Genomic DNA, 13,910 nt, shown 5'->3' with positions numbered 1-13,910 from the left:
TAACAATAAAAATTAATGATAACTTTTTGAAAAAATAAAAGAGATAAATTGTGATATGTTCGACAAATATACAAATAAAGTGTTTGATATTTTTGTTATCAGTTTGTAGATTTAAGGTTACGTTAAGTGATTCATTTTTATTGATCAATAAAAAAAATAAGAATCATATTTGGAGCGTTATATGACAACTGATCAACTACAGGCGCATTTTGACACCAAGATCGAGGCAGATATTTCCATTGAAGCTAAGGACTGGATGCCCGATGCCTATCGCCAAAACCTGATACGTCAGATCGGTCAACACGCACACTCGGAAGTTGTCGGCATGTTACCGGAAGCCAACTGGATCACCCGCGCCCCGACCCTGCGGCGCAAGGCGGTATTACTGGCAAAGGTGCAGGATGAGGCTGGTCACGGCCTTTATCTCTACAGTGCCGCAGAAACCCTCGGTTGTACTCGTCAGGACATCTATCAGAAGTTACTGGATGGAACGATGAAATATTCATCAATCTTCAACTACCCCACTTTAAGCTGGGCAGACATCGGGGTGATTGGCTGGCTGGTAGACGGTGCTGCGATTGTCAATCAGGTCGCTCTGTGCCGGGCATCTTACGGCCCTTATGCCCGCGCAATGGTGAAAATCTGTAAAGAAGAGAGCTTCCACCAGCGTCAGGGATATGAAGCCGTTATGGCTCTGTCTAAAGGCAATAAAGCCCAGCGGGACATGCTACAGGATGCTATCAATCGGTTCTGGTGGCCAACGCTGATGATGTTCGGCCCCAATGACAGTGATTCCCCCAACAGTGCCCAGAGTATGGCCTGGAAAATCAAACGGTTCAGTAATGATGAGCTGCGACAGAAATTTATTGATAACACCGTTCCCCAATTAGAAGCATTGGGTATGACGGCTCCTGATCCTGAACTGGTCTGGGATGAAACAACAGGGCATTACCATTTTGGTGAAATCAACTGGGATGAATTTTATCAGGTACTCAAAGGACAGGGGATATGCAACTACGAACGTCTGGAGGCCAAGCGCCGGGCTTGGGACAACGGGAAATGGGTACGTGAAGCCGCATCCGTTCATGCCAAAAAGATAGCAGCCAGAAAACAGGCCGCTTAATCCGCTGCAACCTGAAAGACAACGGGTATATACACAAGGAGAAATGTAATGAACGATAATGACTGGCCACTGTATGAAGTCTTTGTCCGCAGTAAACAGGGGCTGACTCATCGTCATGTCGGCAGCCTCCATGCAGCGGATGATCAGATGGCGCTCGAAAACGCACGTGATGCTTATACCCGGCGTAATGAAGGCTGCTCTATCTGGGTGGTGAAATCCATTTATCTGGTTGCATCACAGCCGGAAGATCGCGGCGCTTTCTTTGAACCTGCGGAAGATAAAATCTACCGTCATCCGACGTTCTACACGATCCCTGACGGCATCAAGAATATGTAAAGGGCAAAATATGAATATGACTCCTGCCGTTTCCCCCGAACATACTCTTTTCAAACGTAATCTTTTCGACTACGTATTACGTCTTGGAGACAGCCCGCTGATCCTGTCACAACGCCTGTGCGAATGGTGTGGTCACGCACCAGAACTGGAGATTGATCTGGCTCTGGCCAATATTGGTCTTGATCTGCTGGGGCAGGCACGCCACTTTCTGAGCTATGCCGCCACACTTAATGGAATGGAGGTGGAAGAAGGTTCTGAAAAAGAGATTGATGAAGACAGTCTGGCTTTTGGTCGTGATGAGCGGGAATTCCGTAATCTTCTGCTGGTAGAACAACCTAATGGTGGCTTTAACGATACGCTGGTGCGCCAGTTTTTTATCGATGCCTATCACGTTTTACTTCATCAGGCATTAGGGCAGAGCCGCGATAGCCAGTTAGCAGCCATCAGCAACAAGTCATTAAAAGAGGTGGAATATCACCTGCGTTTCAGCCGTGGCTGGATGATCCGGCTGGGAGATGGCACGGAACAGAGCCATGACAAAATACAGCAGTCTGTCAATCAACTATGGCGTTTCACCGGTGAACTCTTCCATTGCGATGAAGTAGAACAACAACTGGCCGAAGCCGGTATTGCAGTCGATCCACGAACCCTGTATGAGCCGTGGCAGGAAACGATCAAAGAAACCTTTGCGCAGGCCACACTGGAAATACCACAGGAAACACCTTACCGACAGGGCGGTAAGCAAGGGCTGCATACAGAGCATCTCGGCTACATTCTGGCAGAAATGCAGTTTTTACAACGGGCCTATCCCGACTGTAACTGGTGATTGCAAACCGGATAACGTCATCCGATAGCATCAGGAGGATAAGATGGAACAGCAATTCAACACATTGCAACAACCGGAAATCCATCAGATCTGGCAGTGTCTGCATCAGATTGCCGATCCGGAACTGCCGACGCTATCAATTACCGATCTCGGTATGGTACGGGAAGTCACCACTTTCAGGAATGAGCAGAACGGTCAAAACGGCTGGCAAGTGGTATTCACTCCGACTTATTCAGGCTGTCCGGCAACAGATTTTCTGATTAACGAAATCCGAACGACGCTGACCCAAGCCGGTTTTTTCCCCGTCCATATTGATGTGAGCCTGAGTCCGGCGTGGACGACTGACTGGATGAATGCCGATGCCAGACAACGCCTGAGGGAATCAGGTATCGCGCCACCGCAGGGAGCGGCCTGTGAGCGCTCTGGTCGTAAAACAAGTGCAGATACCGAATCCATTATCTGCCCCCGTTGTGGCAGCCAGCAGACAGAAAAAATCAGTGAGTTTGGCTCCACTGCCTGCAAAGCACTTTATCGCTGTCAGCACTGTCTGGAACCTTTCGATTACTTCAAATGTATTTAATTTCAAACGAATAGAAGGGAGTAGCAGATGGGCATTCTTCATCATCCCGGTTCTCAACAAAAATCGTCTCACCGGACACAATTTCATCGCTTACGCATTGAGGCTATTGAGCGTGAAACACCTGATTCTGTCGCCGTCACTCTGCACATTCCCGATGAACTGAAAGAAAACTTCCACTATCAGCCGGGTCAGCACCTGACACTCAAAGCCGAAGTTGACGGGGAAGAGCTGCGCCGCTGCTACTCCATCTGTAGCTCGCCACTGGATAACACACTGCAAATCGGTGTCAAAGCTGTCTATCAGGGGCGATTTTCCACTTTTATAAACCAACGATTGAAAGTCGGGGATGAACTGGATGTCATGCAGCCACAGGGCAATTTTGGTTATCCCCCGGATACCAGCAGGCGGGGAAGTTATCTGGCGATTGCCGCAGGTTCAGGAATTACACCCATCTTGTCGATTATCAAAAGCACACTGGCTCTGGAATCTGAAAGCACTTTTACGCTGATTTATGGTAATCGTACCAGCCGATCCATCATGTTCAGGGAAGCATTATCTGACCTGAAAAACCGCTACCTACAGCGTTTTCAGGTGCTGTATCTATTCAGTCAGGAAACGACCGACAGCCCGCTGCTCAATGGTCGTATCAATACCGAAAATCTGCGGCGTATCGGCAAAACGCTCCTTAATTTTACCCAGTTTGATAACGCTTTTCTTTGCGGGCCGGAAACGATGCTGGACGATGCCAAATCAGCACTTGAACAGGCGGGTATGGTGTCTGAAAACATCCATAGTGAACGTTTCAATACCGGTAATCATCCCCTGTACACCGCGTCCCGTCCGGCAAATCTGGCCGGACGCGAAACCCGTGTCGAGATCCATTTAGATGGCCGCACCCTGAATATTGTCATGAATGCTGAAGATAACAGCATTCTTGATGCCGCCCTGCGGCAGGGAGCGGACCTGCCCTACGCCTGTAAAGGCGGTGTTTGTGCCACCTGCAAATGCCGGCTCAAATCCGGTGAAGTGGACATGGGAGTGAACTACAGCCTTGAACCGGATCAACTCGCTTCCGGTTATATTTTAAGCTGCCAGTCATGGCCGAAAGGCGATGGCGTTGTTGTTGATTTTGATGTTTGACATTTTTTCTTGGTAGGAAGGCATTAAAAACAGGCCATTCATAAAAAATAATCAGAACTCTGGAGACGCTATGAGTCAGGAATGGGTTTTATGTCATCAGCAACAGCGGGTATGCACACTGACCCTCAACCGGCCGGAAGTGCGCAATGCCCTCAGCAATGATTGTCTTGAACTGCTCGTCCAGCATCTGGAGCAGGCCGATGCCGATACTGACATTGGTGCCATCATCATTACCGGTTCCCAGCGTTGTTTCGCCGCTGGTGCTGACCTCAAAGAACTACAGCAACAAACCGTTGCTGACGCGATAACTGATCGCCGACCCCATCTCTGGCAACGGCTGAACAATACCAGCAAACCCATGATAGCCGCTGTTAATGGTTACGCCCTCGGCGCGGGCTGTGAGCTGGCGCTGGCCTGTGATCTGGTGATTTGCGGTGAAAATGCCAGCTTTGGTCTGCCGGAAATCACCCTTGGGTTAATGCCGGGGGCTGGAGGAACACAGCGGCTTATTCGTAGTGTAGGTAAAGCCCTTGCCAGCCAGATGATATTAACCGGTGAAGCCATTAACGCTCATCAGGCGCAACAGGCAGGGTTAGTGAGTGAAGTTTGTATCGATAATCTGACGTTAAAACGCGCACAACAGATAGCAGGCCGCATCAGTGAATTTTCGCCGCTGGCATTACGGGCGGCTAAGGCTGCTCTCAAGACTGCATACGAAACCAGCCTGTCACAGGGGCTGTCCGCTGAACGACAACATTTTGTTGCCTTAGCCGGTACAGCCGATCGTCAGGAAGGTATTTCCGCCTTCCTTGAAAAACGTAAACCGACATTTAAAGGATGCTAGTAGATGGAAAACGAAAATATACCCACGATACTCACTGAAGTGAAAGCAGGTGTCCTTAGTATTAAGCTCAATCGTCCAAAACTGATAAACAGCATCAACGAGGAAATGCACCTGCAACTCAGTGAAGCACTGAAAATTGCTGAACAGGATGAATCCGTACGCTGTGTACTGATTTCAGGTGCCGGACGTGGTTTCTGTGCCGGTCAGGATTTAAATGATCGCAATTCTGTTATCAATGTAGGTGGCGTTCCTGATCTCGGGTATTCCCTTGAAACTTTCTACAATCCGCTAATCCGCCGTCTGACCACCCTCCCTAAGCCGGTGGTCTGTGCCGTTCATGGCGTGGCTGCGGGTGCCGGTCTCTCCCTTGCTTTGGCGGGTGACATTGTACTTGCGTCCCGCACGACCACCTTTATTCAGGCTTTTTGTCGTATCGGCCTGACACCGGATGCGGGCGGCAGTTGGTTCCTGCCTCACAAGATTGGTCATGCACGAGCAATGGGAATGGCAATGCTGGGGGACAAAATCAGTGCTGAACAGGCACTGGAATGGGGCATGATCTGGCAGGTCTTTGAACCTAAAGAGCTGGCAGAAAAAGCATGGGAAATCGCCCAGCGTCTGGCATCTCAGCCAACGTTCTCCCTTGCGTGTATCAAACAATCCACTTATGCCGCCGCCGCAAATACGCTGGATGAACAACTTGAGCTAGAACGCGATTTACAGCGTCAATGCGGGCATACGGAAGATTTTCAGGAAGGTGTCCGTGCATTTATGGAAAAACGTGAACCTCAGTTCAAAGGGAGATAACTATGAATATGCCGGTATATCATCGTCCGACATTCAGTGATTCCGCATCAGATGAATCAATACCAGAAGGCCCAATCGCTGTTATCGGCGCGGGAACGATGGGTATCGGCATTGCTCAGGTTGCAGCTCAGGCAGGACATTCCGTCCTGCTATTTGATGCCAATAGTGACGCTGCACAACAGGCGCTGAATACACTCCAGAGCCGCCTGCATCATCGGGTTCAGGCAGGTAAAGCCGATGCAGAAAAAACTAAGACACTGTTGCAACACATCACACCTGTTAACTCATTACAGGCACTGGCACCCTGTGTACTGGTGATTGAAGCGATTATCGAACAGTTGGAAGCCAAACAAAAACTATTCCACCAGCTGGAATCTCTTTGTTCAGAACAGACTATTTTTGCCAGCAATACGTCATCGCTGTCAATTACGGCTATTGCCAGTGTCCTGAGTACACCTCAACGCATGGCTGGACTGCATTTTTTCAACCCGGCCCCGTTAATGAAACTGGTAGAAATCGTACAAGGACTGGAAACTTCCCCGCAAATCATCGCGGTTCTTAAATGTCTCGTGACCGATTGGCAGAAACAGCCGGTTATTTGCCGCTCCACACCCGGTTTTATCGTCAACCGCATTGCGCGCCCTTTTTATGCAGAAGCCCTGCGCGCACTGGAAGAACAGGTTGCATCACCCGCAACACTGGATGCTGTCATAAAAGATGGCGGTGGCTTTGCTATGGGTCCACTGCAACTGACGGATTTAATCGGACATGATGTGAATTACGCCGTCACTGAATCCCTGTTTCATGCTTTCTACGGTGATCCCCGCTTTCAGCCATCACTACGACAAAAAGAACTGGTGGAAGCCAATCATCTGGGACGCAAAAGTGGTCAGGGGTTTTATGTCTATTCAAGAGAGGAAGGTTCATCAGGAAAGAATAGCTCCGGTAAAGGTGATGCTGATAAAGACCGTGCTGAGTGCCCTACATTTGCGGAAATACAACCCGCAGAGTCAATCAAAACTGAGCAAATAAAGGCCATCGGTAACTGGTCTGCCCTGCCGCACTTTGCTGCGTTGTTACAAAAGAACGGAATACAGGAAAACAGAATACTCTGCGAAAAAGAACTGAATCTCCGGTTATCTTCACCTGCATTACAGATTGATAATGTGCTGTTTATGCTGGCAAACGGAAAAACCAGCTCACAACTGGCTGATGAAATTCAGGCTCCGGTTGTGCAATTTGATCTGTCCGCCAACCATCGCACTGCTCCGGTAATCGTGATAAGCGCAGCCTGCCAGAACACTCAACAACAAACCGCAAAAGTAGTTCGTTTTCTGCATTCCCTCGGCAAACAGGTCATTTTACTGCCGGATTATCCGGCCATGCTGACGATGCGTACTGTGGCAATGTTGTGCAACGAAGCACTGGATGCGCTCAACAAAGGCATCGCCAGTGCCGAAGATATCGATCTGGCAATGTGCTGTGGTGTGAATTATCCCATTGGCCCGCTGGCATGGGGAACTCAGCTTGGCTGGCAGCATATTTTCAATACGCTGGAAAACTTACGGCAGTTTTACGGCGAAACCCGTTACCGCCCGTCTCCTCTGCTCCGTCAGCTGGCGGCAGGCCATACCACATTGCAGTACCCGTATCTCCGGCAACATGAATGAATATCAACATAAATAAGAAGAAAGATCATGCCTAATAAAACGAACAATTCCCCGAAGCAGCTTGCCCGAAACTGTATTGAAACCATGTACAGCAAAGATGCCTGCGCCAACCATATGGGGATGCACATTGACTATATCGACATCGGGATCGCTCAATTAAGCATGACCATTGTACCGACCATGCTTAACGGTCATAAAACCTGTCATGGTGGCATCATCTTCAGTCTGGCAGATACCGCATTTGCCTATGCCTGCAACAGCGAAGGGCTTGCCGCTGTCGCTTCTGGATGTAATATCGATTTTATTCATCCGGTTTTTAATGGTGATCGGCTGACAGCTAACGCATCAGTGCAACATCAGGGCAAAACTAACGGGCTGTATGACGTCAAAATTACCAACCAGAATGGCAAAACCGTTGCCTTTTTCCGTGGTCACTCCCACCGTCTGGGTCATTCTGTTTTAGAAGAACCCGCAAAAGCAATAACACCGACTAAAACAACGCCCACTAAAACGCTCAGGAAAGAAAAATTATGACCCACGCATTTATTTGTGACGGAGTACGTACACCTATCGGACGTTATGGCGGAGTCTTCGCCAGCCTGCGGCCTGATGATCTGGCTGCCCTGCCGCTACGGGCATTGATGGCGCGTTATCCCGGACTGGACGGGCAGGCTATTGATGATGTCATTCTCGGTTGTGCAAATCAGGCGGGTGAAGATAACCGTAATGTCGCTCGTATGGCAACACTGCTGGCTGGCCTGCCTCATACTGTTTCCGGCACAACCCTCAACCGGTTGTGTGGTTCCGGTCTGGATGCAATGGCTTTTGCTGCCCGCAGTATTAAAGCGGGTGAAGCTCAACTGATACTGGCTGGTGGCGTGGAATCCATGACCCGTGCACCACTGGTGATGGGAAAAGCGGAAACGGCTTTCAGCCGTCAGGCTCAGATATTCGATACCACCATTGGCTGGCGTTTCATTAATCCACTGATACAAAAACAGTTCGGCACAGATTCGATGCCGGAAACCGCAGAAAACGTGGCTGCACAATTTCAAATCAGCCGGGAGGCACAGGATGCTTTCGCCCTGCGCAGCCAACAGCGTACAGCCAAAGCGCAACAACAGGGCATACTGGCGGAAGAAATCATCCCTGTTGCCCTGCCTGATCGTCGTAAGAAAGGAGAAACCTCGCTTATTTCACAGGATGAACATCCCCGGCCTGATACAACATTAGAGCAGTTACAGAAACTGAAAACACCATTCCGTACTGACGGCACAGTCACTGCGGGAAATGCTTCCGGTGTCAATGACGGAGCCGCCGCCCTGATTATCGCGTCAGAAGCCGCTGCCTTAAAACATGGTCTGACACCTAAAGCACGTATTGTGGCAACCGCTACCAGCGGTGTTGAACCACGCATTATGGGGATCGGGCCATTATCAGCCACAAACAAAGTACTGGCACTCACCGGCCTGAGCCTGAATCAGATGGATGTCATTGAACTGAATGAAGCCTTCGCCGCCCAGTCACTGGCAGTGATACGTCAATGGGGGCTGGCAGATGATACTGAACATGTGAACCCGAATGGCGGTGCGATAGCACTGGGGCATCCACTGGGAATGAGTGGCGCCCGGCTTGCACTGACAGCAACCCTTGAACTGGAACGACGAGCCGGACGCTATGCCTTGTGCACCATGTGCATCGGAGTCGGTCAGGGGATCGCAATGATTATTGAACGTATTTCATAAAAACAATTTCTCATAAAAGTCATTTTTTCAGACAAGTCATTCAGAACCAGCACCTGCATATAAAAATAAAAACAGCCTGTTATCCCTAAATAAACAAAAAGGGCGGGAAATTATGAGTAACAACGTACAACACCTTCACTCACGCTTCACTCCTCATGCCGAAGCCAGTCACGACTCCATTGAATTTGCTTCACGCGACAAAATTCAGGCGTGGCAATTTGAGCAGATGAAATGGACATTGCATCATGCCTACAACAACGTGCCAATGTATCGACGAAAGTTTGATGCCATTGGTATTCACCCCGGTGATTTCCGGCAACTTGAGGACATTGCCAAATTTCCCTATACCACCAAACAGGATCTGAGAGATAACTACCCCTTTGATACTTTTGCCGTTCCAATGGAAAAAATTGTGCGTATCCATGCTTCATCGGGAACAACAGGGCGTCCGACGGTTGTTGGCTATACCCAGCAGGATATTGATAACTGGGCTGAGCTGGTCGCCCGCAGCCTGCGTTTTGCCGGAGTAACAGCAAAAGATAAAATACACGTCGCTTACGGTTACGGCCTGTTTACCGGAGGACTGGGAGCACATTACGGCGCAGAACGTCTGGGTGCCGCCGTTATCCCTATGTCTGGCGGACAAACTGAAAAACAGGTGCAGCTGATCCGCGATTTTCAACCCGATGTCATTATGATGACTCCCTCCTATTGCCTGACACTGTTGGATGAACTGGAGCGTCAAATGGAAGGTGACGCCAGACAATGTTCTGTGCGGGTCGGTATTTTCGGCGCTGAACCGTGGACGGAAGGCCTGCGTCAGGAAATTGAAAACCGGATGGGCATCAAGGCACTGGATATTTATGGTCTGTCTGAAATTATGGGGCCGGGTGTTGCCATGGAATCACTGGAATACGCAGATGGCTCCACTATCTGGGAAGACCATTTCTATCCCGAAGTGATCGACCCGGACAACCTGAATATATTGCCGGACGGAGGGAGTGGCGAACTGGTTTTTACGACACTGACCAAAGAAGCGATGCCGATGATCCGCTACCGTACCCGCGACCTGACACGCCTGTTGCCGGGAACAGCCCGCAATATGCGGCGCATGGGTAAGATTACCGGGCGTTCTGATGACATGCTGATCATTCGCGGTATCAATGTGTTCCCATCACAGGTAGAAGAGCAGATCACACGTTTCAGCGAACTGTCACCACACTATCAGCTGGAAGTGAACCGTGTCGGCAATTATGACTCCCTGTCCGTCAAAGTTGAGCTGAAAGATCCGACACAGTTCAGTATCCAGCAGCGCTGTAGCATCTGTCATAAATTACGTCATCATATAAAAGCGATGATAGGGATCAGCACAGAGGTCAGTATTGTCAACTGCGGGGATATTCCACGTTCAGAAGGCAAAGCTGTCCGGGTGATTGACCGCCGCCAGCAGAAATAATTTTTCGCCACAGACGACACTGAGAAGACGGGTAAATCCGGTTATGCTACTGTCATGAACATTTGCGCTCAGACAATAATAAAATATGACACACAAACTCGACGATTTTATTCGACATGCCCTTGATGCCCAGCCGATTAGCGGCACATCGCTGATCATCTCCCTGTATGGCGATGCACTCAGCCATCAGGGAGGAGAAATCTGGCTGGGCAGTCTCAGCCTTCTGCTGGAACCACTGGGTTTCAGTGACCGTTTCGTCCGGACATCTGTATTTCGATTACAAAAAGAGGGCTGGCTGGAGGTAGAGAAAATAGGTCGCCGAAGTTACTACCGCATTACTGAACGCGGTATGAGCCAGTTTCGCCATGCGGAGAGTAAAATTTATCTCAGCGCACAGCCTGCATGGGATGGTAAATGGGATTTGCTGCTGCTGGAAGAAACCAACAAAGAAGAACGTACCCGCCTGAAAAAAGAGCTGAACTGGTTTGGGTTCGGTCAGCTCAGCAATACATTAATGGCAGCCCCCGGCAGTTCACAAAATGATATTCCGGCTCTGCTGGGAGAGCTGAACGCCAGTGATTCAGTGATCTACTTCCGGGCGGATTATCCCTATCGCCGCTCGGAGCAAAGTCTGAAAGAACGGGTATCAGTCAGTTGGTCGCTGGATCAAATCGCCCAGCACTACCACGAATTTATCATCACATTCCGGCCTTTGATGAAACTACTGCAAGACTGCAACACAGATGAGCTGACACCAGAGCGCTGCTTCCAGTTGCGCCTTCTGCTTATCCACTTTTACCGCCGCGTCGTGCTGCGTGATCCACTGCTACCGGATGCACTGCTGCCTGCACAGTGGGAAGGCCAGATTGCCCGTAATTTATGTATCAACATCTACCAGCGTATTGGCTCTTCAGCAACGCGCTACATTAGTGAACAGTGTGAAACCACCATCGGTAAACTGCCCCAGCCTGCTGCTGCGTATTATCGTCGTTTTGGTGGATTGCCCCACGGATCTTAGTACTACCTGACAATTGATTTTGAGGAAATGCTTATGCCTGTTTATCAACTTGATGGTTTAACCCCGGTTATTGACCCCAGCAGTTATGTTCATCCGACTGCGGTTTTGGTCGGTGACGTCATTATTGGCAGACAGGTTTATATCGGCCCGAATGCCAGTCTGCGCGGTGATTTCGGTCGACTGATTGTGATGGATGGTTCGAATATTCAGGATAACTGCGTCATGCACGGCTACCCCCAACAAGACACGATAGTTGAAGAAAATGGTCACATTGGGCACGGAGCAATACTGCATGGATGCCAAATCCGGCGCAATGTTTTGGTTGGCATGAATTCAGTTGTGATGGATGGCGCAGAGATTGGTGAAAACTGTATTGTCGGAGCAATGGCCTTTATCAAGGCAGGGGCGGTATTTGCTGCCAACCAGCTCATTATCGGTACGCCCGCCCGCGCTCTGCGCCCGCTGACAGATCAGGAGCTGGAATGGAAACGGATCAGCACCCGCGAATATCAGGATTTGGTGACACGCTGTAAAAGCACATTGCGACAGGTAGAACCGCTGACAGAGATAGAGCCGGGGCGCAAGCGGATGGTATTTAGTGATGATTTTGTACCAAAAAATCAATTGTGAAACCACGCATACTGCTCGTTAACTGCGAGCAGTTTGAATTTTATTTAATATCAACCACTTCAGAGGGTTTTATCGTAATTTTTTCGCCATGAAGTTCACAATCATCCAATATTTGAATAACGCCTTCCTTAGCCCATAGAGCTTGAGCACCTTCGGCTTCTTTGTAAGGAACAACATACTCATTAATATCAATAAAAGGTTTGCTGAATATAATAGATTTATACCTATCATCATTATCATCATCCCCATCTGGAACCTCCCAGTTAATTAATCGATTAGCAGTCTTCCAGTAAACAACAACTCGTTTAAATTCATCATGTCCATCTTTTTTATAAAAATCATAACCAATCAAACAAAAATAATTAATTTCTTTTTGTTTTTCAAAAACTTTAATGGCATAGTTAAATGCACGGATGTAATTTTCTTTATATTTCTTGATTTTCAACGGATTAAAATATCCTTCCGGTTTTCTATTATATATCCCCCACCCTCCTGATTCATCCCAATATTTAAAATCAAGATTACTCCTCTTTGCGGAGGCATTGATGGAGAAAAAAACCATGATAATCCCAATTAAATATTTCATACATACTCTCTTATTTAATATGGCTCTCTGATAACTTATAAAAATCTTGCCATTGTAGCGAAAGAAAACCATGAATATGACTACCAAAAAAGTAGCTAACTACTTAATTTATAACTTACTATTCATTCCAGCAATGCCTGCCCGCTGACTGCGAGCAGTTTTTATTTTATTTAATATCCATCACTTCAGAGGGTTTTATCGTAATTTTTTCGCCATGAAGTTCACAGTCATTTATCATCTGAATAATACCTTCTTTAGCCCATAAAGCTTGAGCACCTTCTGCTTCTTTGTAAGGAACAACGGACTCATTTAGGTTAATAAAAGGTTTACTAAAGATAATAGCTTTATATCTATGATAAGTATCACCATCAGGTAGATCCCAATCAATTAAATAATTAGCATTTTTCCAAAAAACAACGACTCTAGTACGCTCTTCACTATTCTCTTTTTTATTCCATTGATAGCCTATCAAACAATACGTATTATTTTTATCCCCAAAACCAAATTTATTAATAAGATAACTAAATGATGGTAGATATCCTTCTCTGTAATCTTTTATCTTTAACGGATTGAAAGAGCCATCTGGTTTTTTATTATAAATCCCCCAACTCCCCTTTCTTTCCCAAGCTTTAAAATCTAATTCATCCTGATTTGAAAATGAATTTGATGAGAAAAAAACAATAAATAAAAAAACAAAACTCTTCATATATGATCTCTTATTTAAGATAACTATCAGAAAGTTTATAAAAATCTTGTCCTTGCAACGAAAACAACTTGATAAAATTTGAGCCAGGAGGATCACTCTCATATGTTTTCCACGCAATAACCTCTGTATTAGCTATTTTGTTACTTTTGGATATATTTATAGCATTTATAATTAAGCTACGGTAAGCCAAGAAGTACCGATGCGTCCCATCATTTGCAGTAGCTACCATATCATTAATTCTGTTTCTTATCTCAGGTTTAATATTGGGATATTGACTAAACCCCTCTATTGTCCTTGGCGCTGAAATAAGACCAACTAATTTACTTCCATGTTTAGGCACACCACATAGATAGGCTCTTAAGAATTAAGCCGTTCAAAACACGCATCCAATGTTTTGTTTTTACATGATTTTCTTTGTGGTGTTTTGAACGCGTTCTGGCATA

16 protein-coding genes are annotated in these 13,910 nt (G+C 47.5%); 13 read left to right on the top strand and 3 right to left on the bottom strand.

Annotation, left to right across the window (positions count from 1 at the left end):
* The first annotated feature begins 181 nt into the window (after positions 1-181).
* From paaA to paaY, 13 genes are all read left to right on the top strand, one after another.
* Positions 182-1,123 (top strand): 1,2-phenylacetyl-CoA epoxidase subunit PaaA, encoded by a 942-nt coding sequence (gene paaA, locus Xinn_RS10885; RefSeq protein ID WP_086954752.1) that lies wholly within the window; start codon positions 182-184, stop codon positions 1,121-1,123.
* 48 nt (positions 1,124-1,171) lie between these two features.
* Positions 1,172-1,459: a 1,2-phenylacetyl-CoA epoxidase subunit PaaB gene (gene paaB, locus Xinn_RS10880; RefSeq protein ID WP_086954753.1), complete on the top strand. Its 288-nt coding sequence runs from the start codon at positions 1,172-1,174 to the stop codon at positions 1,457-1,459.
* Between the two features lie 10 nt (positions 1,460-1,469).
* Positions 1,470-2,285 carry a 1,2-phenylacetyl-CoA epoxidase subunit PaaC gene (paaC, locus tag Xinn_RS10875; RefSeq protein ID WP_422645981.1) on the top strand — a complete coding sequence of 272 codons (816 nt, stop codon included), beginning with the start codon at positions 1,470-1,472 and terminating at the stop codon, positions 2,283-2,285.
* Positions 2,286-2,328: 43 nt separating this feature from the next.
* Positions 2,329-2,865, top strand: coding sequence for a 1,2-phenylacetyl-CoA epoxidase subunit PaaD (gene paaD / locus Xinn_RS10870; RefSeq protein ID WP_086954754.1), 537 nt, complete (start codon positions 2,329-2,331; stop codon positions 2,863-2,865).
* A 27-nt stretch (positions 2,866-2,892) separates the two neighbouring features.
* Positions 2,893-4,005, top strand: a complete 1,113-nt coding sequence (gene paaE / locus Xinn_RS10865) for a 1,2-phenylacetyl-CoA epoxidase subunit PaaE (RefSeq protein WP_086954755.1) — start codon at positions 2,893-2,895, stop codon at positions 4,003-4,005.
* Positions 4,006-4,075: 70 nt separating this feature from the next.
* On the top strand, positions 4,076-4,849 hold the full coding sequence (gene paaF / locus Xinn_RS10860) for a 2,3-dehydroadipyl-CoA hydratase PaaF (RefSeq protein WP_086954756.1): 774 nt from the start codon (positions 4,076-4,078) through the stop codon (positions 4,847-4,849).
* A gap of 3 nt (positions 4,850-4,852) precedes the next feature.
* A complete protein-coding gene (gene paaG, locus Xinn_RS10855) occupies positions 4,853-5,656 on the top strand; it encodes a 2-(1,2-epoxy-1,2-dihydrophenyl)acetyl-CoA isomerase PaaG (RefSeq protein ID WP_086954757.1) in 804 nt (267 codons plus the stop codon).
* An 8-nt stretch (positions 5,657-5,664) separates the two neighbouring features.
* On the top strand, positions 5,665-7,326 hold the full coding sequence (locus Xinn_RS10850; protein ID WP_086956538.1) for a 3-hydroxyacyl-CoA dehydrogenase: 1,662 nt from the start codon (positions 5,665-5,667) through the stop codon (positions 7,324-7,326).
* 27 nt (positions 7,327-7,353) lie between these two features.
* Entirely contained in the window at positions 7,354-7,860 is a 507-nt protein-coding gene (gene paaI / locus Xinn_RS10845) for a hydroxyphenylacetyl-CoA thioesterase PaaI (protein WP_086954758.1), read from the top strand.
* On the top strand, positions 7,857-9,071 hold the full coding sequence (gene pcaF / locus Xinn_RS10840; protein WP_086954759.1) for a 3-oxoadipyl-CoA thiolase: 1,215 nt from the start codon (positions 7,857-7,859) through the stop codon (positions 9,069-9,071). Before paaI ends, pcaF begins: the two co-directional genes overlap by 4 nt.
* Before the next feature lie 112 nt (positions 9,072-9,183).
* Positions 9,184-10,527 (top strand): phenylacetate--CoA ligase PaaK, encoded by a 1,344-nt coding sequence (gene paaK, locus Xinn_RS10835; protein WP_086954760.1) that lies wholly within the window; start codon positions 9,184-9,186, stop codon positions 10,525-10,527.
* 85 nt (positions 10,528-10,612) lie between these two features.
* On the top strand, positions 10,613-11,545 hold the full coding sequence (gene paaX / locus Xinn_RS10830; protein ID WP_086954761.1) for a phenylacetic acid degradation operon negative regulatory protein PaaX: 933 nt from the start codon (positions 10,613-10,615) through the stop codon (positions 11,543-11,545).
* Positions 11,546-11,578: 33 nt separating this feature from the next.
* A complete protein-coding gene (gene paaY, locus Xinn_RS10825) occupies positions 11,579-12,175 on the top strand; it encodes a phenylacetic acid degradation protein PaaY (protein ID WP_086954762.1) in 597 nt (198 codons plus the stop codon).
* A gap of 40 nt (positions 12,176-12,215) precedes the next feature.
* Here paaY and Xinn_RS10820 read toward each other — a convergent pair whose 3' ends face one another.
* The 3 genes from Xinn_RS10820 to Xinn_RS21995 form a co-directional block, all read right to left on the bottom strand.
* Positions 12,216-12,761, bottom strand: a complete 546-nt coding sequence (locus tag Xinn_RS10820; RefSeq protein WP_086954763.1) for a hypothetical protein — start codon at positions 12,759-12,761, stop codon at positions 12,216-12,218.
* A 166-nt stretch (positions 12,762-12,927) separates the two neighbouring features.
* Positions 12,928-13,467, bottom strand: coding sequence for a hypothetical protein (locus tag Xinn_RS10815; protein WP_086954764.1), 540 nt, complete (start codon positions 13,465-13,467; stop codon positions 12,928-12,930).
* 10 nt (positions 13,468-13,477) lie between these two features.
* Positions 13,478-13,807, bottom strand: a complete 330-nt coding sequence (locus Xinn_RS21995) for a hypothetical protein (protein ID WP_086954765.1) — start codon at positions 13,805-13,807, stop codon at positions 13,478-13,480.
* Positions 13,808-13,910 lie beyond the last annotated feature (103 nt).

Source organism: Xenorhabdus innexi (assembly GCF_002632485.1).
Lineage (GTDB): Bacteria > Pseudomonadota > Gammaproteobacteria > Enterobacterales > Enterobacteriaceae > Xenorhabdus > Xenorhabdus innexi.
The sequence above is the reverse complement of the archived record's forward strand: the minus strand, read 5'-3'. Positions and strand labels throughout refer to the sequence as shown.